Here is a 25,960-nt window from a genome sequence, read left to right on the forward strand (position 1 = left end):
ACTATTGTCGACGGGCTTCCGGCGACGGGGCTTCCGGTGGCGGCAGCGGGATCGATATGCCTTCGCTATCGAATTCCTGTTTGGCGCGCTTGGTGAGATCGGTCTGGGTGGCGAAGAAGTCGGCCGACGATGTCCAGTAGCGCAAGGCAATCGAAACAGTGCTGTCGCCCAATGTCGCGACGAAAGCGATCGGTGCCGGCTCACGCTTGACCCGCCGTTCGGCGGCGGCAATGGCAAGCAAGGTCTTTTGGGCCCTGTCGATGTCGTTCCAGGAGCCGATGCTGAGCGTGATGTCGCTACGGCGCACGCCATTGCGCGAAAAGTTGCGCACCGGCTGGTTCCATAGCGTCGAGTTGGGCGCCAATATGTAGACCCCGTCGGCCGTCCTGAGCTTGGTTGCGAACAGGCCGATCTCCTCGATCGTACCGGCAATCGAACCGACCTCGACGGACTCGCCGATGCGAAACGGCCGCAGCGCCAGAAGCATGATGCCGGCCGCGATGTTCTGCAGCGTGCCTTGCAACGCCAGGCCGATGGCGAGGCCAATGGCACCGATCGCGGCAATAATCGAGGCCGTCTGCACGCCGAACTGGCCGAGCACCATGATGGTGACGAGGATCAGGATGGCATAGCGGACGATCTTGGAGAAGAAATGCCGCAACGTCGCGTCGAAACCATGGATATGGCCGAGACCGGCGAAGATCGAACGTTCGGCAAGGCCGGCGACGATATAGCCGACGATCAAGAGGATAACGGCACCGATGGCCGAGAAGGAGTAGGAAACAATCAGCGTGCTCAGTTGGGCGAGGCCAGCCTGGACGCTGAGGAAGGCGTTTTGCGGGTCGATCGGCATGGGGGAAATCCGGTTGGTCGGTGAGCCGATAACCCATGCCGACGGCGAGGGTTCCGATCTTTTCCGGTGTGCGGCGGAACCACAGGAGCGACAATACGTTCGTGCGAGGCAGGGTCCCGTCTTGAAACTGTCAGGGAACTCTGCCTATCTAAGTGGTGTCACCTGCTTCAAGGGGTGATTTGGTTGTTCTTGCTGCGAAAGGAAATACACTGAGAACAGCACTGCGGAAGAAGGCCGATATCATGCCTTCGCCGGCCAGGATCAGCGTAGACGACGCCGTGTCCCGCGCCATCAAGACAGTCCTTGCCAGTCTGGAAGACTCCAAGGCCGAAAATATTGTCTCCATCGACATCCAGGGGAAATCGAGCCTCGGCGACTATATGGTCGTCGCTTCGGGCCGATCGCACCGTCATGTCGCGGCTGTCGCCGATCATCTTCTCAAAGCGATCAAGGATGCCGGTCTCGGCACCGCGCGCGTCGAGGGGCTGTCCGGCGCCGACTGGGTCCTGATCGATTCTGGCGACATCATCGTCCATGTCTTCCGCCCCGAAGTCCGCGAATTCTACAATCTCGAAAAGATGTGGCAGGCGCCGGACCTCGAGGAAGAAACGCTCCACTAAGTCGTTCGCGCGGCTTACAAGGCAAGGATGAAGATATCAGTTCATGCCGTGGGCCGGATGAAAGCCGGCCCCGAGAAGCTGCTGGCCGACCGCTATTTCGAGCGCTTCGCCAAGAGCGGCCCGGCGGTGGGGCTTGAATTTGGCGGCATTGCCGAAATAGCCGAGGGGCGCGGCCAGACCGCCAACGAGCGCCGGCGTGAGGAAGGCCAGAAACTGCAGACGCAGTTGCAGCCCGGCACTGCCCTGATCCTGCTCGATGAACGCGGCAAAAGCTTTTCCTCGGAAGATTTCGCCGGGCGCCTCGGCCTGTTGCGTGACGGTGGCCGCAAGGCGCTGATCATCGCCATCGGCGGCGCCGACGGCCACGATCAGCCGCTGCGCGACCAGGCCGAACTGGTGATGTCGTTCGGATTGCTGACATGGCCGCATCAACTGGTGCGCGTGATGCTGGGAGAGCAGCTTTATCGTGTGGCCACCATCCTTTCGGGACATCCCTACCATCGCTCGTAAGCCGGTGAATTGGTGCGACACACCCGGATTTCCGCCCCAATGCCAACGTAACATTGCATCGAGTGGGCGGTTTCGAACATGGTTGATTGTTCGTTAACGAAGCCACGCATAGAGTCGGGCTTCAATGTCTGAAGACAGAAAATCAAGAACGGGCTCATGGCGCGCGCGCTGCGGCATCGCGGCGGCGGTGCTTGTGCTGTCGCTGCATGCGGGGCGGGCGGAAAACACGCTCGACCTGGCTCCCGATCCGGACCAGAGCCGGGCCGAATACGAACGGGTCTCGAAGGAGATCACGCTGTCGTCCGAACGATTGGCCAAGCTCTCCGCCGACATCGCGACGATCAAGAAGGATCACGCCTCGATCACCGCCGCATTGATCCAGTCGGCGATGACCGAGCAGAAGCTCGGCCAGGACATCGAGGACATCGGCGCCAGGCTGGAAGGGTTGAAGGGCCAGGAACAGAAGATCCGCGCCTCGCTGATGGCGCGGCGCGACGTTCTGGCCGAAGTGCTGGGCGCGCTGCAGCGCATGGGCCTCAACCCGCCGCCGGCGATCCTGGTCAAGCCCGAGGACGCGCTGTCGTCGGTGCGCAGCGCCATCCTGCTCGGCGCGGTTGTGCCGGAACTGCGCCAGCAGACCGATAGCCTGCTTGCCGATCTCAAGGAACAGACCAGGATTACGGCGTCGATCGAGGCCGAACGGGCGCGGCTGACGGCGGCGGTCGGCGACCAGACGGCGGAAAAGAAGCGGCTCGGCATGCTGCTGGAGGCCAAGCAGAAGCTCGAAGCCGACACGCAAACGCAAATGGCCGCGGAAAAGCAGCGATCCGAAGCGCTGGCGGCCAAGGCCGGCAGCCTGAAAGAGTTGATCGCCTCGCTCGAAGCGCAGGCCGACAAGAGCCGCAAGGCCGCCGATGCCGCCAAGGCCGCTGAGCAGAAGACGGCGGATGGCGACAAGACATCCGCGCCGGCGGAACTGGCGTCGCTGCCCGTTCCGGAAAGCAACCAACTTGCCGCCGCGGTGCCCTTTTCGGCGCTGCAGGGACAGATCGCACTGCCGGTGACCGGCCGCATCAAGCGGCGATTCGGCGCCGACGACGGTAACGGCGCGGTGATGCTAGGCGACATGGTTGCGACACAATCGGGAGCCATCGTTACCGCGCCGGCGGATGGAAATGTGCTTTATGCGGGGCCGTTTCGCTCTTATGGTCAACTCTTGATCCTGAACGCAGGCGACGGCTATCATGTCGTTTTGGCGGGGATGAGCAGAATCAGCGTCGCGACCGGTCAATCAGTGCTTGCAGGAGAGCCGATCGGTGCGATGGGAGAGGCCCGGGTGGCGAGCACCTCGGTTTCGAAGAATGGAAATGCCACGCCGGAACTCTATGTCGAGTTCCGCAAGGATGGAAAACCCGTCGATCCGGCCCCATGGTGGGCGGACCGTTTTTCTGGAAGGACGTGAATAATGCGGAAACTGTCGCTTCTGTTTGCCGGTGCGCTGATGGGCGCGTCCGCCATGAGCCTGGTCTATGGCGCACCCGGCTCGGCGGCGAACGCTGCAGGGTCGGAGACCTACAAGCAACTGGCGATCTTCGGCGATATCTTCGAGCGCGTGCGGGCACAGTATGTGACGCCGCCCGACGACAAGTCGCTGGTCGAGAATGCCATCAACGGCATGCTGGCTTCGCTTGACCCGCACTCCTCCTACATGAATGCCGAGCAGGCGCAGGATATGCGCGTCCAGACCAAGGGCGAGTTCGGCGGCCTCGGCATCGAAGTCACCATGGAGAACGATCTGGTCAAGGTGATCACGCCGATCGACGACACGCCGGCCGCCAAGGCAGGCGTGCTGGCCGGCGACTACATCGCCAAGATCGACGGCGAAGAGGTTCGCGGCCTGACCCTCAACGATGCGGTCGACAAGATGCGCGGCCTGGTCAACACGCCGATCAAGCTGACCATCCTGCGCCAGGGCGCCGACAAGCCGATCGAACTGACGGTCGTGCGCGACATCATCAAGGTCAAGGCGGTCAAGTTCCGGGTCGAGAACGACATCGGCTACATGAAGATCACCTCCTTTACCGAAAAGACCTACGACGACCTCGAGAACGCCATCGACACCATCAAGAAGCAGATTCCCGACGACAAGCTGAAGGGCTACGTTCTGGATCTCCGCCTCAATCCGGGTGGCCTGCTCGACCAGGCGGTGAGCGTGTCCGATGCCTTCCTCAACCGCGGCGAGATCGTCTCGACGCGCGGCCGCGACCCCAAGGACGTCACCCGCTTCGACGCCAAGCCCAAGCAGGTCGACGACATCAACGGCAAGCCGATGATCGTCCTGGTCAATGGCGGTTCGGCCAGTGCCTCGGAAATCGTCGCCGGCGCGCTGCAGGACCTGCGCCGCGTCACGGTGGTCGGCACGCAGTCCTTCGGCAAGGGTTCGGTGCAGACCATCATTCCGCTCGGCGAGAATGGTGCGCTCAGGCTGACGACGGCGCTCTATTACACGCCGTCCGGCAAGTCGATCCAGGGCAAGGGCATCACGCCCGACATCAAGGTCGAACAGCCACTGCCGCCGGAACTGCAGGGCAGGGATCTGACGCGTGGCGAATCCGATCTCAAGGGCCATATCAAGGGCGCCGACGAGAGCACGACGGGTTCGGGCTCTGCGGCCTATGTGCCACCGGATCCGAAGGACGATCTGCAGCTCATCTATGCCGAGCAGCTGCTGCGCGGCCAGAAGACCGATCCGTCCTTCCCGCCCAATCCGCAAAAGGCGGTTCTCAACCAGTAAGCATCTGGAGCGGCCCACGCGCCGCTCCATCTTTCTGTTTGAGCATGATGGAAGCAATGCGATGCTGCCGGGACCGAAAGGTTCCGGCAGTTTGATTCGGGGGCGAGGCAAAGCTCCCAAGGCATGGCGCGGGGGTGCGCCGGGATTGATGAATTCGCGCATGCCGTTTCGAAGTGGCTTCGCCTTCGGAGCCATGCGCCCGGGGATTACGCTTGACTGATATCGGCAAGGACATCGAACGCCCGCTCGGACAGGCAGTCCGGCCGCCGCGCGCCGCCGGCAAGCTCAGCGGCGGTGCGATCATGGCGACAGTGGCCGTGCTGGTGGTGGCAGGCATCTCCGGCGCGATCGCGCTCAGGGAAAAGCCGTTTCGTAAGCCGCAACAGGTTGCCGTTTCAACGCCGAAAGTGACCGCGGCGGCCGAACCTGCCGCCGCGCCGCCTGCATTGGCCCCGGCGGCACCGAAGCCGGAGGCGCCGGTCAAATCAGGTGGGCCGCAGATAATCCATGTGCAGACGGAGGAGGGCGATGGGCCGCCCAAGGCAGCGATCGTCATTCGCGACCCGTCGACCGTCGGCCAGAACCTGAAGGTCGCGCATATTCCAGACAAGGCGCTGATCGAGGCCAGCGAGACCGGGCCGTTGCCGGTGCGCGCCGCCGATGGCAGGCGGCCGTTCGACGTCTATGCGCGGCCCTGGTCGGGCGGGCGCGGCGCACGGGTGGCGATCGTCATCGGTGGACTTTCGGTTTCGCAGACCGGCACCCAGGCGGCCATCGCCAAGCTGCCGGCGGAAGTGACGCTGGCCTTCGCGCCGCAAGGCAACAGCATCGGCCGCTGGATGCAGGCAGCCAGGCAGAGCGGCCACGAGATCGTCATGCAGGTGCCGCTCGAACCGTTCGATTATCCCAAGGTCAATCCGGGACGCAACACGCTGACGGTGGCGGCGAGCGCGGACGAGAACCTGAAGAGCCTGCACTGGGCGCTGTCGCGGACGACCAACTATACCGGCGTCATGAACTATATGGGCGCCCGCTTTTCCGCTGACGCGGCGGCGATGGAGCCGTTCATCGCCGAGCTCGGCAAACGCGGCCTCGCCTATATCGATGACGGCTCGTCGGCGCGCAGTCTGGCGCCGGATCTGGCGCTGAAGGACGGCGTGCCCTTCGTCGCCGGCGACATGGCGATTGATGCCGTGCAGGATCGCGGCGAAATCCTGAAGAAGCTCGACAGCCTGGAGGCGACCGCGCGGGCCAAAGGCACTGCCGTCGGCATCGGTTCGGCCTTCGACCTGACGGTCGATACCGTGTCATCCTGGGTGGTCGAGGCCAAGAAGCGCGGCATCGAGATCGTGCCGATTTCAGCGGTGGCTATCGATCCGCAAAAAGGCTAGCCCTCGGAAGACGGCTGGAAAGAGTGACTGATGCCAAAGACGAACAAAATCGACCGCGAAACGCTGCCTTACCGACCCTGCGTCGGGCTGATGATCCTCAATGCCGAGGGCCTGGTCTGGGTCGGGCACCGCATTGCCGAACCGGACAGCGAATTTGCCGGCACGACGCAGCTCTGGCAGATGCCACAAGGCGGCATCGACGAGGGCGAGGAGCCCCTGCAGGCGGCCGAGCGCGAGCTCTATGAGGAGACCGGCATGCGCGGCGTCTCGCTACTGGCCGAGGCGCCGGACTGGATCAACTATGATTTGCCGGAGCATCTCGTCGGCATCGCCTTCAAGGGCCGGTATCGCGGCCAGACGCAGAAATGGTTCGCCTTTCGTTTCCACGGCGATGTCAGCGAGATCCAGATCAATCCGCCGCCGGGTGGCCACACCGCCGAGTTCGACAAATGGGCATGGCGGCCGATGCAGGACCTTCCCGACCTGATCGTGCCGTTCAAGCGCCATGTCTATGAGGATGTGGTGGCGGCGTTCCGGCATCTGGTGCGATAGTAGGGGAGTAGGGGAGTAGGGGAGTAGGGTTGAATGTTCTGTTGCGGTCCGCGCCAATTTCTACTGACTACTGACTACTGACTACTGACTACTGACACTGACTAACCCATCCACCACAAGAACGGTCGCCATGAACGACGCCCCCCAAAAATCGCCGCCAGAAGAGGTCACCGCCACAAGCGAAGTGGCGGCTGGGGCCATCCTCACCATCGACCTCGGTGCAATCCGTGAAAACTACCGGCGGCTGAAGGCGCGGTTGGGCGATGTTGCCTGCGCTGGTGTGCTCAAGGCGGACGGCTACGGCCTTGGCGCCGGCCAGGTCGGGGCGGCACTGCTGCGCGAAGGCTGCGATATCTTCTTCGTTGCGCTTCTGGGCGAAGGCGTCGCCCTGCGCCGCTCGCTTGGGGCCGGCCCTGCCATTTTCGTGTTGAACGGCATTCCGCCCGGTGCCGAGCCGGACGCTGTGGCAGCAAACCTTTGCGTTGTTATCTACAGCCACGAGCAACTGGCAGCCTGGCGTGCTGCGGCCCGCCGCGCCGGCCGAAAACTGCCGGCCGCGGTCCAGGTCGACAGCGGCATGTCGCGGCTCGGCATGGCGCCTCGGGATGTGGATCGCATCGCCGCCGATCCGCAGGCTTTCGACGGCATCGACATCCGTTACGTGATGAGCCATCTGGCCTGCGCCGACGAGCCGGAGCATCCGGCCAATGAGAAGCAGCGACTGGCATTCGAGCAGCTGCGCAAGATGCTGCCGGCGGCACCGGCCTCGCTGACCAATTCCTCCGGCATCTTTCTTGGGCCGTCCTTTCACTACGATCTCGCCCGCCCCGGTGCCGCCCTCTACGGCATCAATCCGACGCCGCCAAAGTCCAATCCGATGCTGCCGGTGGTGCGGCTGCAGGCAAAGGTGGCACAGACGCGCAGCGTCGAAAAGGGCGCCGGCGTCGGCTATGGCCACACCTATCATGCGCAAGGCCCGCTCAGGCTGGCGACGATTTCGTTCGGCTACGCTGATGGCTGGCAACGCCGCGCCGCGTCCGCCGCCTGGTTCGAGGGCGTGCGGCTACCTTTCGTCGGGCGGGTATCGATGGATTCGATCATTCTCGACATTTCCGCCCTGCCGGCCGGCAGGCTGCGCGAGGGTGATCTGGTCGAACTGCTCGGTCCCTCGCAAAGCGTCGATGACGCCGCCGGCCATGCCGGCACCATCGGCTACGAGATCCTGACCAGCCTCGGCCCGCGCTTCCACCGGCGCTATGTCGGCGGTTGAGCGGTTTGGCCGCGCTTGACAAGCGGACGCCTGTCGGCAAGGCTCCATGCATGAGCAACCCAGCTTATATCAGAACCTTGTTCAGGGTCTGCCCGATCGCGGGATCGTAGCCCCGGCGCGGTCGCCTTTTGGCGTCCGTCCGAACCGGGGCATTTCTACCTGACATTATCATTCCCGAGCCAGACAGCTTCGCGGCTGCCGGTTTTTCATCAAGCCACCGTTTGCGCGGCGGCAGGCGCGCGTCTGTTCGATGCGCCAAGTCATGAGGTTTGCCATGCAACATGCAACAGGATTGCGTCCACCGAGCCGGCTTCTGGTCACCGATGCCGACCATCTCAGGCTGACGGGCCTGGCGCGGGCGTCGCTCGACCGCGTGCCCGAGACGGCCGAAGAATTGCTTTCGGAGATGGACCGTGCCGTTGTCACGGCAGCGGCTTCCATGCCGGCCAATGTCGTGCGGATGGGTTCGGCGGTGACAATCCGCAACGATGGCGGCAACATCCAGCGCGTCACGCTGGTCTATCCCGGCGAAGCAGACATCAGTGAAAACAGGATCTCGGTGCTGACACCGATGGGGACGGCGCTCATCGGCGCGACCGCTGGGCAGACGGTGTGCTGGAGCAGCCGTGGCGGCCGGGAACTGTCAGCGACCATCGAAGTGGTCGATACGCCGGCCTGCGGGCGGGAGGGGGCCTGATCATGGAGACGGTGATGACAGGCGCGAATTTCCGGCTGACGACAAAGGACTTCGCCGTCCTCGAAATCATGTTGGAGCGTCGGCGGGCTTTCGCGGATCCGATTGTTCCAATGCTTGAAGACAAGCTTTCCAAGGCCGAGGTCGTCGCGGTCGATTCGGTCGGATCCGATATCGTGACGCTGAACAGCAGGCTGGTGTTCCGTGTCGATGCCGGCCCCGCCCAGACCCGGACCTTGGTGCAGAATGAGGTGCGCGGCCCGGTCGGCTCCAGCCTGTCGATCATGACAAGGCGGGGGCTTTGCATGCTCGGCATGGCCGAGGGCCAGACCGCATGGATCGAACAGGCCGACGGCAGGCGGGAGTCGGTCCTGATCGCGACCGTGCTCTACCAGCCGGAGGCCGCGCGGCGTGCCGTTAGGGAGAAATCCCAGGCCGAGGCGCGACGGCCGCATGGGCTCACCCTCGTCTACAGCGCCGCAGCCGATTGGCGGCCCCTTGGCGAAAGGGCCGGAATGCGGCAGACAGGGGATGACGACCCCGGTCCTGCGGCGGCGTGAACAGGCAACACTGCATGATCTCGAAAATCGGCATCGATTTTCGCCGGGGATCATGCGCAAATCGGAAATGCGGCCGCGTCCAGGCGTCCTCAAGGGCGTGCGACGCGGCAAGGAGTAAACGATGAAGATCATGGTGCTGGGCGGCGGCGTCATCGGAGTGACCACGGCGTACTTTCTCGCCGAGGCCGGTCACGAGGTGACGGTTCTCGACCGCCAGAAAGGCCCGGCGCTGGAAACCAGCTTCGCCAATGCCGGCGAAATTTCGCCCGGCTACGCCTCGCCCTGGGCCGGGCCCGGCATTCCGCTGAAGGCGATCAAATGGCTGCTGATGAAGCATGGCCCGCTGGTGGTGCGGCCGGCCTTCGATCCGCATATGTGGACATGGCTCATCAAGATGCTGCGCAACTGCACGGCCGAGCGCTATGCGATCAACAAGGCGCGCATGGTGCCGCTGGCCGAATACAGCCGCGATACGCTCAAGGCGCTGCGCGAGGCGACCGGCATCGCCTATGACGAGCGGACCCAGGGCACGCTGCAGCTGTTCCGGACGCAAAAGCAGCTTGACGGCACCGGCGGCGATGTCGAGGTGCTGAAGAAGTATGGCGTGCCTTACGAGATCCTCGACCAGGACGGTTGCATCGCGGCTGAGCCTGGCCTTGCCGGGGTGCGCGAAAAGTTCGTCGGCGGCCTCAGGCTGCCGCACGACGAGACCGGCGACTGCAAGATGTTCACCGACAGGCTGGCCGAGCTTTGCGTGGCGCGCGGCGTCAAGTTCGAGTACGACGTGACGATCTGGCGCGTCATCCGCAGCCGCAACCGCATTGCCAATCTCAGCACCAGCAAGGGCTGGAAGACCGCCGACGCCTATGTGATGGCGCTGGGCAGTTATTCGGCGGGTTTCATGCGCCGAGTGAAGCGGCCGATCCCGGTTTATCCGGTCAAGGGCTATTCGATCACCGTGCCGATCAAGGACGCCGCCGCGGCACCGGTCTCGACGGTGATGGACGAGACCTACAAGGTGGCGATCACCCGGCTTGGCGACCGCATCCGGGTTGGCGGCACGGCCGAGATTTCCGGCTTCGACCTCAGGCTGCACGAATCGCGGCGGCGCACGCTGGAACACTCGGTCGGCGATCTCTTTCCGGGCGCCGGCGCCATGCGGGACGCGACGTTCTGGTGCGGGCTGCGGCCGATGACGCCGGATGGCCCGCCGCTGATCGGCCGCACCGAGCTTTCCAATCTCTATCTCAACACCGGCCACGGCACGCTCGGCTGGACCATGGCTTGCGGCTCGGGCAAGGTGCTGGCCGACATCATCTCCAACCGGGTGCCTGACATCGACGTCCGCGACCTCGCGCAGGAGCGCTATCTGCGCTAGAGAGTCAGAACGCCTGCCGGACCCAGTCCTCGTCGAAAAGCAGCCGATACGCCCACGGGATCGTCACATTGGTGGCGACCGGTTTGGAGTGGGCGACATAGTCGTCATAGATCGGCTTCATCCTGGTGTAGAAGGCCGGATCGAGCACCATCATGCCGTTCTCACTGTCGTGGAAGAAGCTGCGGTTGTTGAGGTTGACCGACGAGATGGCGACCAGCCTTTCGTCGATCATCATGATCTTGGAATGCAGCACCACGTCAGGCGCCTTGAACTCGCGGATGTTGATGCGATCGCCATATTTCTCGACAAACAGCTTGTTGAGCGCGGTGAGAAACTTGCCGCCGATATCGCCCTTGAGATCGATGCGGCCGACAATGTCGATCCTGACGCCGCGGGCGAGCGCCCGGTCAACAGCCTGGGCAAGCTTGGGCGTCAGGTTGAGATAGGGGTTGACGATCTGGATATGGTGCTGGGCGGCGTCGACCAGCTCGACGAAATAATCCTCCAGCGCATGGCCATCCTCGTAGGGCACCGAAATGAAGTGCCGCGCCGTGCCTGAGGGGCGGCCGCCGGCGGACCGGGCCGGAATGGAGAAGGGGCGCGCCAGATTGGTGTCGGCGTCGCGCAGCCACACTGTCGAAAGATGCGCGGCAAGGGTCTCGACCGTGGCCGGATCGGCGAACTCGACGTCGAAGTCGCTCCAGTTCGAATAGTAGTTCAGCGAGAATCCATCGGTCTTGCCGTATTGCTCAAGGTCGGGATAGCGCGACAGATCGATCGGCTGGTGGAACAGGAAGCCGTCATGGATGTTGCGGCCGCCGACGATGGCGCGCGACCGCCGTGGATCGTCGGCAAGCGTCGCCAGCATCTTGACGTGATGGACCTTGTGCAATTGTGAAATCTGCTCGTCGATCGGCGCGCCCCGGTCCGCCCGCCAGCGATATTCCTGCAGCCCGACATTGGGGAATTCGGCCGCCAGCCGATGCAGCATGGCGTCGTCCTTGTCGCGCTCCAGCACGTCGGTGACCAGGATGCGCACCTTGGTGCCGAGGGCTGCATGATGACGGATCAGCCGTTCGATGATGCGGCCGGAGAAGTCGGCCTTGAACTCCAGGGATGACAGATAGATCAGCTTCAGTTTTGGGGCCCTGGAGAAGTCGAGCGGCAGCTCCGGGTCGCCCTTGTCGATGGCGCTGTCGGACAGCGGCGCTCCCATCAGCGCCTCGACCTTGGCGTTGAAGCCATCGCGCGATTTGCGCAGCAGGCGCGGCTTTCCGATCGGCAAGGCACAGGTCTGCGACAGCCAACGGCTGGCATAGAAGGCGCGGCTGAGAGGATCGAGGCCGGTTGGGTCTGGCGTCGGGCAACGCTCGTAGCGACTGTCGAAAGCGGCAAGCGCCGGATCGGCGGTCTCTTCGCGTCGGATGGTGAGCGGCGCGCCGGCCGGAGCAAGGCTGGAGCGGATTCTTGCCGCGCAGCGGTTCAGGCCGTCACTTGGAAACAGGCTGACCGTATCGTCCTCGCCGGACAGGCGAAAGCGAAATGCCGTGCCCGTGGCGATGGTGCGTGAAGCGCCGCCGGCACGGATCGCCAGCGTGCCGTCGCAGACGCCTTCGATGTCGGCCGGTTGCTTGCCGGCCTGGCGCAGCACGATCTCGACGCTGCGCGCTTGCAGGCCGGAGAAATCGAAGGTCTTGGGCGCCGAAGGCTGCGCCGCCGCATCGATGTAGAGCGTCTGTCGCGACACCCGCCAGCGTCCGTCAAAATGACCCTCGCCGCTGTTGGCGCCGGCCGGCGGCAGATGCATTTCGGCAACCGGCCCGGCCAGTTTTTGCAGCGTCCGGTAGGTCGCCTGGAAATCGCTGTTGGCGATCTCATGGCGGTCGTGGCCGAAAGGGCCGGTGCCGTTGGCGCGGTCCATGGCGCCAAGCTGATGGCGGGCGAGCAGCGCCAGGAAGCGTTTTTCGTAGTCGCTGGTGCCGGCGTCGCCGAAAAACTGCGCGGCGGCGATCCGTGGCCCAGCTGTCTCCGCGGAGAGCGCGGGTCGCGCGCAAGCGCTCTGGCCTTGCAGGAGATCGCAGGCATTGCGACCAGTACCGGCACAGCCGGCAAGGACAGCCAGCCCGAACAGAACGACGGCGGTGAATGCGCGACCCTTCACCCGGCAGCTCCGGTCTTCAGGGCACTCAATTGCGCCGGATCGCGCGGCGGCATGAAACCCTGCGGGAAGACCTTGCAGACGGGGATGGCAAAGGTGGCGATCAGCAGTTCGGCCTCGCCGCGCATCTTGCGCGGCGTTGCGTTGTCGTCACGGATCGCTTTCGCCGAGGCGACCAGGGCGCCGTCGCAGTCGCAATGGTTGTGGCGGGCGACGTAGCAGGCATCATGCGTCTGGCAGGCCGCGTCGAGGCGATCGACCGGCCGGGCCGACAGATCGCCGGTGCGGGTGCCGGGGCCGCAATAATTGCCGAAGACGAAAGGCGAAGGCCGCGCCATGGCGTAGCGGATCGGTTTGGGCAGTTCGGCCTCCGGAACCTTCGTCCACGGATTGGCGCAAGCGGAAATGAAAAGCAGCGGCAGGATGGCAAGAACGGCTCGCATGTCTATCCGCGCCAGCTTTCTGAAAGGTTCCCCACCCGGCGACCTGCCCGTGGCCGGCGACCGCACGCCTGATGCCACACTGGCCGGTTTTGTGGCAAGGAAAAGGCGGCACGGCCAAAGCGTATCGCGTTTGATCGGATTCATGCGATGCGCTTTAGCGTCTTAGTTTATGCATGTCGTTCGCCAAAACCGAGATCAGTTTTGGGCGACATGCCTCAGACGAACAGGTTCCGCTCCCGCTCCACCATCTTGGTGATGAAGCTGGCGACGATCTGGACGCGGCGCAGTGGCCTGACCGATTCGTGATAGACCAGCCAGTAGGCGCGGCGGATGGGTGCCACGACATCGACCGGCACGAGTTCCGGCATCGAGCGGGCGACGAAGGTGTGCAGGATGCCGATGCCGGCGCCCGAGCGCACTGCTTCGGCCTGGCCGAGCGCCGAGGAGATGGCGAAACTGGTGCGCCAGTCCGCGCTGAATTCGGCCGCGTAGTCGAGCGAAGGGCTGACAATGAGATCCGGCACATAGCCGATAAGGGTGTGCTGGCCGAGTTCGGCCGCTGTTTTGGGCAGACCATTGGCATCGACATAAGCGCGCGAGGCAAACAGGCCGAGCGAATAGTCGACCAGCTTTCCCGCCACCAGCCGGCCTTCGGTCGGCCGCTCGACAGTGATGGCGATGTCCGCCTCGCGGCGCGACAGGGAGAAGGAGCGCGGCACCGGCACCAGCTGGATCGTCAGCTCGCGGTGCAGGGCGGTCAGCGCGCCAAGGCGCTTGGCCAGGAAGGCAACGCCAAAACCGTCCGGGGCGCCGATGCGCACCGTGCCGGAAACATCGTCGCCTTCGCCTGATATGGTCGAGCGCGCGGCGATCATGTCGCCCTCCATGCGCTCGGCAATGTCGAGGAAGCGCTCGCCGGCGGGAGTCAGCTCGCTGCCGGTGGTCAGCCGGCGAAACAGCTTTGTCCGAAGCGCATCCTCGAGTGCGGCGATGCGGCGTGAGACGGTGGCGTGGTTGAGCTCCAGCCGTTTGGCGGCGCCAAGGATCTGGCCGGCACGCGCCACGGCAAGGAAGATGCGGACGTCATCCCAGTTCATGGGGATGGTCCAGATGACAATCGCTGACGCCGCGTCCTGTGGTGGGAACTCAATCTCTCAATCCCTGCTGCTATCAGACGAGGTCTCCGCATTTGCGAGAATTGATGCTCGTCCGTCAACCGCTATCTACTTTCCGCACAACGGTTGCGTTCTTCGTCGCGTTGCCATCCGCCGGCCAAAGGCGGACAATGCAGCATCACAAACAAGGGAGAGAAATCATGATCGACTATGGTCATTTCATCGGCGGCAAGCATGTCGCCGGGACCAGCGGCCGCAAGCAGGATGTCATGCAGCCGATGGACGGCTCCGTGCGCGGCACGGTGGCGCTGGCATCACAGGCGGAACTGCGCGCTGCGGTGGAGAACGCCAAGGCTGCGCAGCCGAAATGGGCCGCAACCAACCCGCAGCGTCGCGTGCGCGTGCTGATGAAGTTTCTCGAACTGGTCGCCCGCGACTATGACGAACTGGCCGACATCCTAGCGCGCGAGCACGGCAAGACGATCGCCGACGCCAAGGGCGACATCCAGCGCGGCCTCGAAGTGGTCGAAGTCTGCATCGGCGCGCCGCACATGATGAAGGGTGAATTCACCGACGGCGCCGGCCCCGGCATCGACGTCTATTCGATGCGCCAGCCGCTCGGCGTCGTCGCCGGCATCACACCGTTCAACTTCCCGGCAATGATCCCGCTGTGGAAGATCGCGCCGGCCATCGCCTGCGGCAACGCCTTCATCCTGAAGCCTTCGGAGCGCGATCCGGGCGTGCCGATGCGCATCGCCGAACTGTTCCTCGAAGCTGGCCTGCCGGCGGGCATCCTCAATGTCGTCAATGGCGACAAGGACGTGGTCGACGCCATCCTCGACGATCCCGACATCAAGGCCATCGGCTTTGTCGGCTCGACGCCGATCGCCCACTACATCTATTCGCGCGGCACGGCCGCCGGCAAGCGCGTGCAGTGCTTCGGCGGCGCCAAGAACCACATGATCATCATGCCCGATGCCGACATGGACCAGACGGTCGACGCGCTGATCGGCGCCGGCTACGGCTCGGCCGGCGAACGCTGCATGGCGATCTCGGTTGCCGTCCCGGTCGGCAACGACACCGCCAACCGGCTGATGGAAAAGCTGATCCCGCGCGTCGAAAGCCTGAAGGTCGGTCCTTCGACCGACTCTTCCGCCGATTTCGGCCCGCTGGTGACGCGCCAAGCCCTGGAGCGGGTCAAGGGCTATGTCGACACCGGCGTCAAGGAAGGCGCCAAGCTGGTCGTCGACGGCCGCGGCTTCTCCATGCAGGGCTATGAAGACGGCTACTATATGGGCGGCTGCCTGTTCGACAACGTCACCGCGGACATGCGCATCTACAAGGAAGAGATCTTTGGGCCGGTGTTGTCGGTTGTGCGCGCGCCGACCTATGAGAGCGCGATCAAGCTCGCCAACGACCATGAGATGGGCAATGGCGTCGCCATCTTCACCCGTGACGGCGATGCCGCGCGCGACTTCGCAAGCCGTGTCCAGGTCGGCATGGTCGGCATCAATGTGCCGATCCCGGTGCCGATCGCCTACTACACCTTCGGCGGTTGGAAGGCGTCTTCCTTCGGCGACCTCAACCAGCACGGCCCGGACGCGTTCCGTTTCTACACCAAGACCAAGACGGTGACCTCGCGCTGGCCGTCCGGGATCAAGGACGGTGCCGAATTCGTCATCCCGACGATGAACTGACCGGACGATTTCCTGGTTGCGCGTCCTCGCCTTCGGCTGCGGTCGCGCGGGCAGGCATCAAGGACGGTGCCGAATTCGTCATCCCGACGATGAACTGACCGGACAACAGATTGATTTTGAATTTGAGGCCCGGGCGCTCGCGCCCGGGCTTTTTTGCAGGTCGGCGACGACCCTATCTGCGTGAACGCTAATGTGATGGAACCAAGTGGGCATCTGCCGTCTTGGTTTGCAGTCCTGCCGCAAGGAGGTACGGCAGATCAAGCAACGGCGCTGGCGACAGCTTCGGGGACATCGTCTGGCGCAAGGAGGTGTCAGATGACCCGTCTTGTGGCAACGCTATTTTTCGCGGCGGTTTCCGCGTTTGCCGCCGTCCCGGCGATGGCGGAGCAATGCGCAGCCCGTGCGGATATGATCAAAGCGCTCGGGGAAAAATTCCACGAAAGCGAGGCTGCGCGCGGCCTGGTCAACCCGAGCGTCATTCTTGAGATATTCGTCTCCGACCAGGGCACCTGGACGATCCTTGCCACCGACACGCATGGTCAGAGCTGCGTCATCACGGCGGGCGAAGGCTGGGACGGTTCGTTGATGGCGGCGGCTGCTTTGCCAGGGACCTGATCCGAGTTTCGAGGAAGCACCGGCGGCGAAAGCGCATCGGATTAAAAGACGTTCAGCGCGTCGCAGCCGTTTCGGCGTGGCCGCGCAGCAGCGCCATCAGGCGTTTGGCATCCTTGGCCGCGGCCTCCTCGTCGCCGGCAAGGATCGAGCGGATCAGCGCGACATGGTGCTCGGCGGATTCGGCAAGACCGGTCTCGGCCTTGTAGCGGAACCAGAAGCGGCGGCTGTGGGTCTGCAACGGGGCGGCCAAACGGGCGGCGAAGGGATTGTCGGCAGCCAGTGCCAACGCTTCGTCAAGTGCCTTGTCGGCCTGAATGAAGGCAAGCACGTTGCCCGAGATCACCGCTTTCTGCATGGCAAGCGCTGCTTCGTGAAACAGGTCGGCGGCCTCGCGGGTGACGAAGCGGGCGGCCGAGCGGGCCAGCACCACCTCGACGCCGCGACGCGCGTCGAGCACGCGCAGCCAGTCGCCGGGATGCAGCGGGGCGATGGCGATGCCTGCGCGCGGCCTGATGTCGAGCAGCCCTTCCCAGGCCAGCCGCTGGATCGCCTCGCGCACCGGTGTCCTGCCAAGCCCGAGCCTGTCGATCAGGGCGCCCTCGGTGACGAAGCTTGCCGGGGCCAGTTCGAGCGTGACGATCATGTGCTCGAGCACATGGTAGGCCCTGGTCGCGGCCGGCTCCGCCGAGGTGCTTGCTGCCGTGGATATCAAATGCGCTCTCCTGATATATCTTGAATATATCATAACGGATTCCGCATTGACAGCGGGTTTGTTAATAGATATACCAGTGATATATCAGATGGAGAGATGATCATGTGGACCGGAGTTTTTCCTGCCGTCACGACCAAATTCACCGCGGATGATCGCCTCGATCATGCCGAGATGGAGCGCTGCTTCAACCTGCAGATGGAAGCTGGCTGCGACGGCATCATCGTTTGCGGATCGCTCGGCGAGGGGCCGATGCTGTCGCCCGATGAGAAGATCGAGGTGCTGAAGACCGCACAAAAGGTCGCCGGCAAGAAGCCGGTGCTGCTGACGGTCAACGAGGCCGGCACACGCGAGGCCGCCAGCATCGCCAAGCGCGCGAGCCGGGAAGGCGCCAACGGCCTGATGGTCGTGCCGAGCCCGATCTACCACACCAATGCGGAAGAGACGGTCGCGGCGCTGCGCGCGGTCGCGCAGGCTGGCGACCTGCCGGTCATGATCTACTCCAACCGGCTTGCCTACCGCGTCGACGTCAGCGTCGACCAGATGGAGGAGCTGGCGTCGGACGAGCGCTTTGTCGCGATCAAGGAATCCTCCGACGACATCCGTCGTTCGACCGAGATCATCAATCGCCTGGGCACTCGCTACGACCTGTTCACCGGCGTCGACAATCTGGCCTTCGAGGCGCTGTCGGTCGGCGCCATCGGTTGGGTGGCCGGACTGGTCACCGCCTTCCCGCGCGAGACGGTCGCCATCTACCAGCTGATGAAGCAGGGTCGCCGCGAAGAGGCGCTCGGCATCTACCGCTGGTTCCGGCCGCTGCTCGATCTCGACGTCTCGACCTATCTGGTCCAAAACATCAAGCTTGCCGAAGTGTTCGCGATCAACACAAATGACCGCGTTCGCATGCCGCGACAGCCGCTGTCTGGCGATCGCCGCAAGTCCGTCGAGAAGATCGTCAAGGATGCGCTCGCGGTGCGGCCGACACTGCCGCAGTTCTGAGGCTTCTTCTTCCTGTTCGCAGGGAGAAGATGGTGGCAGCCAGATAAGGGGCAGCGCCCACGTGCAAGGAAATTCCAAGTCGACAGAAGCGGGGCGCAGCCCCTCATCCGCCCTTCGGGCGCCTTCTCCCCGTGAACGGGGAGAAGGGTTGGACATAGCCATCGTCGGTGGCGGCATCATCGGTATCTGTGCCGCTGCTTCTCTCGCTGAGGCGGGACGCAGGGTCACCGTCTTCGATCGCACAGGCATTTGCGAGGAGACGAGCTCGGGCAATGCCGCCGCCTTCGCCTTCTCCGACGTGCTGCCGCTGGCGCACAAGGGCATGATGCGGCAGCTGCCGAAATGGCTGGCCGATCCGCTCGGCCCGCTCAGCATCCCGCCCGCCTACCTGCCGACGCTTCTGCCCTGGCTGATCCGCTTCTGGCGCGCCGGTGCGCCGGGGAAATACGAGGCGAGCCTTGCCGCTCAAGCAGGCATGATGAAGCTTGCCGAGGCGGAGTGGATGGGCTTGCTCGATCGCTCCGGCACGCGGTCGATGCTGCGCGAGGATGGCTCGCTCGAGCTTTACGAAAGCGAAGCCGAATTTCAGGCCGGGCTGCCCGGCTGGGCGGCGCGTAAGCGTTTCGGCATCGGTTTCCGCCACGTCGAGGGCGAGGAACTGGCCGCCTTGCAGCCGGGGCTGTCGCCGCGCTTCATCAAAGGCACATTCGTGCCGGGATGGAAGACGGTCGCCGACCCGAAACTGCTGGGCAAAGCGGTGTGGACCTATGCGCAGGCCAAGGGCGCTCGCTTTGAGCTGGTCCGGATCAGCCAAGTCGCGGCGGATCAGGATGGAGCGACGCTGACGTTGGCAGACGGCACGACCAGACAGGCCCGGCACCTCGTCGTCGCCGCCGGCGCCTGGTCGCATCTGCTAGCGAAGCAACTCGGCGATCGCATTCCGCTGGAGACCGAGCGCGGCTACAACACCACCTTGCCCACGAGTGCCTTCGACGTGAAGCGGATGCTGATCTTCTCCGGCCATGGTTTCGTCGTCACGCCGCTCGAAACGGGCCTGCGCGTCGGCGGCGCCGTCGAACTCGGCGGCATCGAGCGGCCGCCCAATTATGCCAGGTCGAAGGCGCTGCTGCAGAAGGCACAGAAATTCCTGCCGGGGCTCGATCTCTCGGGCGGGCGCGAATGGATGGGGTTCCGCCCCTCGCTGCCGGATTCAGTGCCCGTCATCGGCGGCGCGCCGGGAAAGCGGTCGGTGGTCTATGCCTTCGGCCATGGCCATCTCGGCCTGACCCAGGCGGCGGCCACCGGACGGTTGATCAGGGATCTTGTCCTGGGGCAGACTCCGCCGATCGATCTGGCCCCCTTCAGTCCGCAACGATTTTGATTTTTTCGGGTTTTTGATTTTCGAGGAGCGTCATGGCCAAGAAATCCTTCTTCTGCATAGACGGCCACACCTGCGGCAATCCTGTGCGGCTGGTCGCCGGCGGCGGCCCGCTGTTGCAGGGCGCGACGATGATGGAGCGGCGTGCGCATTTTCTGGCCGAGTATGACTGGATCCGCACCGGGCTGATGTTCGAGCCGCGCGGCCACGACGTGATGTCCGGTTCGATCCTCTATCCGCCGACGCGCGAGGATTGCGACATCGCCATCCTGTTCATCGAAACCTCCGGCTGCCTGCCGATGTGCGGCCATGGCACGATCGGTACGGTGACGATGGCCATCGAGCACGGACTGATCAAACCAAAGACGCCGGGCGTGCTCAGGCTCGACACGCCGGCCGGGCTGGTCGTCGCCGAATACAAGCAGGTCGGCGACTATGTCGAGGAGGTGCGCATCACCAATGTGCCATCCTTCCTCCATGCCGAGGGGCTGACGGTCGAATGCCCTGGGCTCGGTGAAATCACCGTCGACGTCGCCTATGGCGGCAACTTCTACGCCATCGTCGAACCGCAGGAGAACTATCGCGACATGGCCGATCATTCGGCGGGCGACTTCATCGCCTGGAGCCCGGTGGTGCGGCAGCGGCTCAACGAGAAATATTCCTTCGTGCATCCGGAAAATCCTGGCATCAACCGGGTGTCGCACATGCTGTGGACCGGTGCGCCGACGGTGGATGGGGCGGATGCCCGCAATGCCGTGTTCTACGGCGACAAGGCGATCGACCGCTCGCCCTGCGGCACCGGCACCTCGGCGCGCATGGCGCAGCTTCATGCCAAGGGCAAACTCAAGGCCGGAGACAGCTTCGTGCATGAATCGATCATCGGTTCGCTGTTCAAGGGGAAGGTCGAAAAGGATGTCAGCGTGGCCGGCAAGCCGGCCATCATTCCCTCGATCGGCGGCTGGGCGCGCATGACCGGACTGAACACCATCTTCATCGACAACCGCGACCCGTTCGCGCACGGGTTTGTTGTCAAGTGATGGGAATCCTGACCTTGCGGAAAGCAACGACCTGAAAAATGGATCGTGCCAAAAACGCAAGGATTCCTTTCATCACCTAATTTTGACGGCGATTTCTTCGAAACGGAGCGCATGATGCGGTCGAATCGTCAAAGACATTGCGTTATGCCAATGGTAGGGTCCGCGATAGTCCAGGGGTCGGATGATGGAAAACGGGCAATCGGGCGGCGTGCTTCGAAAACACGCATGACGATTGAAAAATGACGTTGCAATCCGGGCTCGAAACTTTACGACTAGGGGAAATACGAAAAGGAATGCGTCTGCATGGGCGACATTCCAGGGGAGCCATGTACACATGCAGTACTTTGTCCAGCAGCTTATCAACGGGCTGACGCTGGGATCGATCTATGGGCTGATCGCGATCGGCTACACGATGGTCTACGGCATCATCGGTATGATCAATTTCGCCCATGGCGACATCTTCATGGTGGGTGCCTTCACGGCACTGATCGTCTTCCTCGCCCTTGGCGCGCTGTTCTATTCCGTGCCGGTTGTGCTGGCGCTGCTGATCATGATGATCGTGGCGATGCTGCTCACCAGCCTCTACAACTGGACGATCGAAAAGGTGGCCTACCGGCCGCTGCGCGGTTCGTTCCGACTGGCCCCGCTGATCACTGCCATCGGCATGTCGATCGCGCTGTCGAACTTCGTCCAGGTGACGCAGGGTCCCCGCAACAAGCCGATCCCGCCGATGGTCAGCCAGGTTTACAACATCAACGGCATCAGCGTGTCGCTGAAGCAGATCATCATCGTCGTCGTCACGGCGCTGCTGCTGGCGCTGTTCTGGTATCTGGTCAACAAGACCTCGCTTGGACGAGCGCAACGGGCCTGTGAGCAGGACCGCAAGATGGCGGCGCTGCTCGGCATCGATGTCGACCGTACCATCTCGATCACCTTCATCATGGGTGCGGCCCTTGCCGCGGTCGCCGGCACTTTGTTCCTGATGTATTACGGCGTCATTGCCTTCTCGGATGGTTTCACGCCGGGCGTGAAAGCCTTCACGGCGGCGGTGCTGGGCGGCATCGGTTCGCTGCCGGGCGCGGTGGTCGGCGGGTTGATGATCGGCTTCATCGAGAGCATGTGGTCGGCCTATTTCTCGATCGACTACAAGGATGTCGCGGCGTTCTCGATCCTGGCCATCGTGCTGATCTTCCTGCCTTCCGGCATATTGGGCCGGCCAGAAGTCGAAAAGGTCTGAGACTATGGCCGTCACCGTATCTCCGGAGCGCGACACCGTCGCCACCCCCATGCAGCGCGCGTTGCGCGAGGCGCTCTATGCCGCTGCCATATCGTTTGGCCTGTTCGTGCTGTTCATCGGCCTGAAGACCGGCCAGAACATTTCCAATGAACTGGTCCTGACGACACGCTGGGGCCTGCTTGCCGCCGTGGTTATCGCCACGGCTGTCGGGCGCTTCCTCTATGTCGCCTATGGACAGCCCTTCCTGGCCAACCAGAAGATCACCGACGTCGCCACCGGCCTGCTGCCGGCCAGCGTGGCGTCACGCTTCTTCCAGTTGCCGGCCTTCATCGTGGCCTTGGTCGCGGCGGTGGTGTTGTTTGCGGTCAACAGCTCTCTCGTCGGATGGGTGGGAGCGGAGCCGGCGGGCTATCTGCAGTTCCTGCGCGCCTTGTCGGTCATCTATGTGCTGGCCTGCGTGATCTATTATTTCCGCGGCTTCATTCATGCCAACTTCACCAAACTCGGCATTGCCGCGCTGATCCTCTATCCGATCCTGGTGGTGGCGATCCTGTCGCTGATGTCCTGGTCGTTCGTCGGCGGACTGCAAGGCTCGCTGAAATGGGTCGACAATTTCGGCATCCAGATCCTGATCTATGTGATGCTGGCCTGGGGCCTGAACATTGTCGTTGGCCTCGCCGGCCTGCTCGACCTCGGTTATGTGGCCTTCTACGCGGTCGGCGCCTATGCCTATGCGCTGCTCGGCACGCAGTACGGCCTGTCGTTCTGGATCCTTTTGCCGGCCGCCGGCGCCATGGCCGCCTTCTGGGGCGTGCTGCTCGGTTTCCCGGTGCTGCGCCTGCGCGGCGATTACCTGGCGATCGTCACCTTGGCTTTCGGTGAGATCATCCGCCTGGTGCTGATCAACTGGCGGGAGGTCACCAACGGTTCAGCCGGTATTTCCGGCATCCCGAAGGTCACCTTCTTCGGCCTGATGACCTTCAACGTGTCGGACCCCAATTACGTCGCCAAGGTGCTGCATCTGGCGACATCGAGCGCCTACTACAAGATCTTCCTCTATTACCTGATCCTGGCGCTGGCGCTGCTGACAGCCTTCGTCACCATCCGGCTGCGGCGCATGCCGGTCGGCCGTGCCTGGGAAGCGTTGCGCGAGGACGAGATCGCCTGCCGTTCGCTCGGCATCAACACCACCACCACGAAGCTTACGGCCTTTGCCACGGGTGCGATGTTCGGCGGCTTCGCCGGCGCATTCTTCGCCGCACGGCAGGGCTTCGTCAGCCCGGAATCCTTCGTCTTCCTGGAATCGGCCATTATCCTGGCCATCGTGGTTCTCGGTGGCATGGGCTCGCTGGTCGGCATAGCGGTCGCCGCAATGGTGATGATCGGCGGCACCGAGGCGTTGCGCGAACTCGACTTCCTCAAGCAGGTCTTCGGACCGGACTTCACACCGGAACTCTACCGCATGCTGCTGTTCGGCATGGCCATGGTCATCGTCATGCTGTGGAAGCCGCGCGGCTTCGTCGGCAGTCGTGAACCAACCGCCTTCCTGAAGGAGCGAAAGGCCGTCTCAAGCTCCTTCACCAAGGAAGGACACGGCTGATGAATGCGAACCCTGTTCAGAAAGCCGCTTCGGGCATGAACGACGCTATCCTTCAGGTCGATCATCTGTCGATGAAGTTCGGTGGCCTGGTGGCCATCGGGGATCTGTCTTTCGCCGCCAAGCGCGGCGAGATCACCGCGCTGATCGGCCCCAACGGCGCCGGCAAGACCACGGTGTTCAATTGCATCACCGGCTTCTACAAGCCCTCCGAAGGCATGATCACGCTCAACCGGAACGACGGTTCGACCTTCCTGCTCGAGCGGCTGCCCAACCATGAAATCCCGGCGCGCGCCAAGGTGGCGCGCACCTTCCAGAACATCCGCCTGTTCTCCGGCATGACCCTGCTGGAGAACCTGCTGGTCGCCCAGCACAACAAACTGATGAAGGCATCGGGCTACACGGTGCTTGGCCTGTTCGGCTTCAGCGGCTATCGCAAGGCCTCGGCCGAATCGGTGGAGCTCGCCAAGCATTGGCTGGAAAAGGCCGATCTTGTCGACCGTGCCGACGACCCGGCCGGCGACCTGCCCTATGGCGCGCAGCGCCGTCTCGAGATCGCTCGCGCCATGTGCACGGGACCCGAGCTTCTGTGCCTCGACGAGCCGGCGGCCGGCCTCAATCCGAAGGAATCGGCGGCGCTCAACGAGCTGCTGATCGACATCAAGAGCACATCCGGCGCCTCGATCCTGTTGATCGAGCACGACATGTCGGTGGTCATGCAGATCTCCGACCATGTCGTGGTGCTGGAGTATGGCCGCAAGATCTCCGACGGCAGTCCGCAGTCGGTGCGCACCGATCCGCGCGTCATCGCCGCCTATCTCGGCGTCGACGACGAGGAAGTCGAAGCGGTCCTTACCGAAGTCGGCGACGAAGATGTCATCGAACAGCTCGATACGGGGCCGGATGCCGCGCACGGTCCGGGAACATCGTCGTCCTATCTCGCCGGGCCGGTGACCGACACGGTAGGCCATAGTTCGGGCGAGCGGGTTACGGTGGCCAAGGGAGCGTCAAAGGCCGGTCAGGTCGACGCAAGGTCGCTCGCCGCGGCAAACAAGGCAGCCTCGCTGGCAGCCGTGCCGCCGGCGAAGGCAAAGCCTGCTCCGAAAGCGGCGTCGAAGGCGGCAACCGGCACGGCGGCGAAGTCGACCGCATCCGCCAAGCCTGCGGCGAAGACTGGAGAGATCTCCAACCGGCTGGCTGCGCCTCGCGGCGGCAAGGCCGACAATTTGACCCGCATAAAGGGCATCGGTACGGTCAACGAGAAGAAGCTCAACGATCACGGCATCTTCCACTTCGACCAGATCGGCGCCTGGAAAAAGGCCGACGTCGAGGCCGCCGAAGCCTATCTTGCTTTTGACGGACGGATCGCGCGCGAGGAATGGGTCAAACAGGCCAGGCTGCTCGGCCAGGGCAGGGACACGGAATTTTCGCGCCGCGTCGACGCGGGCAAGGTGGCGACGAGCCATGCTTCCGCAAAGACTGCAAAGGCAGCCTCCGGAAAGACCGCGAGCAAGACCGCTGCCAAGCCCGTGGCGGGCAAGCGTGGAGGGGGCAAGTGATGGCCGCGACAACGCTGCTCGATATCAAGGGCGTGCAGACCTATTACGGCAACATCCGGGCGCTGAACGGCGTCGATGTCACCGTCAAGCAGGGTGAGATCGTGGCGCTGATCGGTGCCAATGGCGCCGGCAAGTCGACGCTGATGATGACTATTTTCGGTGCGCCGCGGGCTCGCGCCGGGACTATCACCTTTGCCGGCACCGACATAACCCAGATGCCGACGCACGAGATCGCGCGCATGCGCATTGCCCAATCGCCCGAGGGCCGGCGGATCTTTCCGCGCATGACGGTGATGGAAAACCTGCAGATGGGCGCCAGCCTCGACAACCTCAAGCACTATGACGAGGACGTCGAGAAGGTGTTCACGCTGTTCCCGCGTTTGAAGGAGCGCATCACCCAGCGCGGTGGCACGCTGTCGGGCGGTGAGCAGCAGATGCTGTCGATCGGACGCGCGCTGATGGCACGGCCGAAGCTGCTTTTGCTCGACGAGCCGTCGCTGGGTCTCGCGCCGCTGATCGTCAAGCAGATCTTCGACGCCATCCGCGAACTGAACCGCACCCAGGGGTTGACCGTGTTCCTGGTCGAGCAGAACGCCTTCGGCGCGCTCAAGCTCGCCACGCGCGGCTACGTCATGGTCAACGGCAATGTGACGATGAGCGGCACCGGCAAGGAACTGCTCGCCAATCCGGAAGTGCGCGCCGCCTATCTCGAGGGCGGACACCACTGAGTTCGAAGCGGAATGCGTGCACCGCTATTCCGCTCCAGATTGTTTGTTTGTCGCATGATCTTTGTC

The 25,960-nt window shown here is 63.6% G+C and carries 24 protein-coding genes; 19 read left to right on the forward strand and 5 right to left on the reverse strand.

The annotated features are described in order from the left end of the window. Position 1: 1 nt before the first annotated feature. Positions 2 to 853: a mechanosensitive ion channel domain-containing protein gene (locus A9K65_RS06245; protein ID WP_013529072.1), complete on the reverse strand. Its 852-nt coding sequence runs from the start codon at positions 851 to 853 to the stop codon at positions 2 to 4. A 242-nt stretch (positions 854 to 1,095) separates the two neighbouring features. Here A9K65_RS06245 and rsfS point away from each other — a divergent pair, with 242 nt between their 5' ends. The 10 genes from rsfS to A9K65_RS06295 all read left to right on the forward strand — a co-directional run bounded on the left by rsfS (position 1,096) and on the right by A9K65_RS06295 (position 10,622). Next, a complete protein-coding gene (gene rsfS, locus A9K65_RS06250) occupies positions 1,096 to 1,473 on the forward strand; it encodes a ribosome silencing factor (RefSeq protein WP_013529073.1) in 378 nt (125 codons plus the stop codon). Between the two features lie 27 nt (positions 1,474 to 1,500). After that, positions 1,501 to 1,983, forward strand: a complete 483-nt coding sequence (gene rlmH / locus A9K65_RS06255; RefSeq protein ID WP_024502879.1) for a 23S rRNA (pseudouridine(1915)-N(3))-methyltransferase RlmH — start codon at positions 1,501 to 1,503, stop codon at positions 1,981 to 1,983. A gap of 124 nt (positions 1,984 to 2,107) precedes the next feature. Next, positions 2,108 to 3,445 carry a murein hydrolase activator EnvC gene (locus A9K65_RS06260; RefSeq protein ID WP_024502880.1) on the forward strand — a complete coding sequence of 446 codons (1,338 nt, stop codon included), beginning with the start codon at positions 2,108 to 2,110 and terminating at the stop codon, positions 3,443 to 3,445. Further along, positions 3,446 to 4,777: a S41 family peptidase gene (locus A9K65_RS06265; protein WP_024502881.1), complete on the forward strand. Its 1,332-nt coding sequence runs from the start codon at positions 3,446 to 3,448 to the stop codon at positions 4,775 to 4,777. A 212-nt stretch (positions 4,778 to 4,989) separates the two neighbouring features. Further along, entirely contained in the window at positions 4,990 to 6,168 is a 1,179-nt protein-coding gene (locus A9K65_RS06270; RefSeq protein ID WP_063169215.1) for a divergent polysaccharide deacetylase family protein, read from the forward strand. Between the two features lie 30 nt (positions 6,169 to 6,198). Continuing rightward, positions 6,199 to 6,720, forward strand: a complete 522-nt coding sequence (locus tag A9K65_RS06275) for an RNA pyrophosphohydrolase (RefSeq protein WP_013529078.1) — start codon at positions 6,199 to 6,201, stop codon at positions 6,718 to 6,720. A 130-nt stretch (positions 6,721 to 6,850) separates the two neighbouring features. Further along, positions 6,851 to 7,990 carry an alanine racemase gene (alr, locus tag A9K65_RS06280; RefSeq protein WP_064995931.1) on the forward strand — a complete coding sequence of 380 codons (1,140 nt, stop codon included), beginning with the start codon at positions 6,851 to 6,853 and terminating at the stop codon, positions 7,988 to 7,990. A 274-nt stretch (positions 7,991 to 8,264) separates the two neighbouring features. Beyond that, the gene (gene rnk, locus A9K65_RS06285) at positions 8,265 to 8,687 is read left to right on the forward strand and encodes a nucleoside diphosphate kinase regulator (RefSeq protein WP_013529080.1); all 423 of its coding nucleotides are present in this window, start codon (positions 8,265 to 8,267) and stop codon (positions 8,685 to 8,687) included. A gap of 14 nt (positions 8,688 to 8,701) precedes the next feature. Further along, the gene (locus tag A9K65_RS06290; RefSeq protein WP_064995977.1) at positions 8,702 to 9,244 is read left to right on the forward strand and encodes a nucleoside-diphosphate kinase; all 543 of its coding nucleotides are present in this window, start codon (positions 8,702 to 8,704) and stop codon (positions 9,242 to 9,244) included. Between the two features lie 121 nt (positions 9,245 to 9,365). Then, positions 9,366 to 10,622 (forward strand): D-amino acid dehydrogenase, encoded by a 1,257-nt coding sequence (locus tag A9K65_RS06295; protein WP_013529082.1) that lies wholly within the window; start codon positions 9,366 to 9,368, stop codon positions 10,620 to 10,622. 4 nt (positions 10,623 to 10,626) lie between these two features. On the opposite strand, the gene A9K65_RS06300 is transcribed toward A9K65_RS06295, so the two are convergent. The 3 genes from A9K65_RS06300 to A9K65_RS06310 form a co-directional block, all read right to left on the reverse strand. Then, positions 10,627 to 12,783, reverse strand: coding sequence for a phospholipase D-like domain-containing protein (locus A9K65_RS06300; RefSeq protein WP_064995930.1), 2,157 nt, complete (start codon positions 12,781 to 12,783; stop codon positions 10,627 to 10,629). After that, positions 12,780 to 13,223 (reverse strand): hypothetical protein, encoded by a 444-nt coding sequence (locus A9K65_RS06305; RefSeq protein ID WP_064995976.1) that lies wholly within the window; start codon positions 13,221 to 13,223, stop codon positions 12,780 to 12,782. The genes A9K65_RS06300 and A9K65_RS06305 overlap by 4 nt, the downstream gene beginning before the upstream one ends. 215 nt (positions 13,224 to 13,438) lie before the next feature. Continuing rightward, complete coding sequence (locus A9K65_RS06310) at positions 13,439 to 14,320, reverse strand: LysR family transcriptional regulator (RefSeq protein ID WP_013529085.1); 882 nt, start codon at positions 14,318 to 14,320, stop codon at positions 13,439 to 13,441. Positions 14,321 to 14,538: 218 nt separating this feature from the next. On the opposite strand from A9K65_RS06310, the gene A9K65_RS06315 reads away from it, so the two are divergent. Both A9K65_RS06315 and A9K65_RS06320 read left to right on the forward strand, forming a co-directional pair. Beyond that, positions 14,539 to 16,035: a CoA-acylating methylmalonate-semialdehyde dehydrogenase gene (locus A9K65_RS06315; RefSeq protein WP_013529086.1), complete on the forward strand. Its 1,497-nt coding sequence runs from the start codon at positions 14,539 to 14,541 to the stop codon at positions 16,033 to 16,035. Between the two features lie 315 nt (positions 16,036 to 16,350). After that, the gene (locus tag A9K65_RS06320; RefSeq protein WP_024502890.1) at positions 16,351 to 16,650 is read left to right on the forward strand and encodes a hypothetical protein; all 300 of its coding nucleotides are present in this window, start codon (positions 16,351 to 16,353) and stop codon (positions 16,648 to 16,650) included. A 52-nt stretch (positions 16,651 to 16,702) separates the two neighbouring features. Here A9K65_RS06320 and A9K65_RS06325 read toward each other — a convergent pair whose 3' ends face one another. Beyond that, positions 16,703 to 17,395 carry a GntR family transcriptional regulator gene (locus A9K65_RS06325; protein ID WP_050596296.1) on the reverse strand — a complete coding sequence of 231 codons (693 nt, stop codon included), beginning with the start codon at positions 17,393 to 17,395 and terminating at the stop codon, positions 16,703 to 16,705. 69 nt (positions 17,396 to 17,464) lie between these two features. Between A9K65_RS06325 and A9K65_RS06330 the strand changes: the two genes are divergently transcribed. The 7 genes from A9K65_RS06330 to A9K65_RS06360 all read left to right on the forward strand — a co-directional run bounded on the left by A9K65_RS06330 (position 17,465) and on the right by A9K65_RS06360 (position 25,894). Further along, entirely contained in the window at positions 17,465 to 18,358 is an 894-nt protein-coding gene (locus tag A9K65_RS06330) for a dihydrodipicolinate synthase family protein (RefSeq protein ID WP_024502892.1), read from the forward strand. A 148-nt stretch (positions 18,359 to 18,506) separates the two neighbouring features. After that, entirely contained in the window at positions 18,507 to 19,739 is a 1,233-nt protein-coding gene (locus A9K65_RS06335; protein WP_084016357.1) for an FAD-binding oxidoreductase, read from the forward strand. Positions 19,740 to 19,771: 32 nt separating this feature from the next. Next, positions 19,772 to 20,773: a 4-hydroxyproline epimerase gene (locus tag A9K65_RS06340; RefSeq protein WP_064995929.1), complete on the forward strand. Its 1,002-nt coding sequence runs from the start codon at positions 19,772 to 19,774 to the stop codon at positions 20,771 to 20,773. Positions 20,774 to 21,107: 334 nt separating this feature from the next. Continuing rightward, positions 21,108 to 22,010, forward strand: coding sequence for a branched-chain amino acid ABC transporter permease (locus A9K65_RS06345; RefSeq protein WP_013529092.1), 903 nt, complete (start codon positions 21,108 to 21,110; stop codon positions 22,008 to 22,010). 4 nt (positions 22,011 to 22,014) lie between these two features. Then, positions 22,015 to 23,610, forward strand: a complete 1,596-nt coding sequence (gene livM / locus A9K65_RS06350; RefSeq protein ID WP_013529093.1) for a high-affinity branched-chain amino acid ABC transporter permease LivM — start codon at positions 22,015 to 22,017, stop codon at positions 23,608 to 23,610. Then, entirely contained in the window at positions 23,610 to 25,166 is a 1,557-nt protein-coding gene (locus A9K65_RS06355) for an ATP-binding cassette domain-containing protein (protein WP_064995928.1), read from the forward strand. The genes livM and A9K65_RS06355 overlap by 1 nt, the downstream gene beginning before the upstream one ends. Then, the gene (locus A9K65_RS06360) at positions 25,166 to 25,894 is read left to right on the forward strand and encodes an ABC transporter ATP-binding protein (protein WP_013529095.1); all 729 of its coding nucleotides are present in this window, start codon (positions 25,166 to 25,168) and stop codon (positions 25,892 to 25,894) included. Before A9K65_RS06355 ends, A9K65_RS06360 begins: the two co-directional genes overlap by 1 nt. The last annotated feature ends 66 nt before the right edge of the window (positions 25,895 to 25,960 follow it).

This window comes from Mesorhizobium sp. WSM1497, assembly GCF_001672455.2.
In the GTDB taxonomy this organism is placed as follows: Bacteria; Pseudomonadota; Alphaproteobacteria; order Rhizobiales; family Rhizobiaceae; genus Mesorhizobium; species Mesorhizobium ciceri.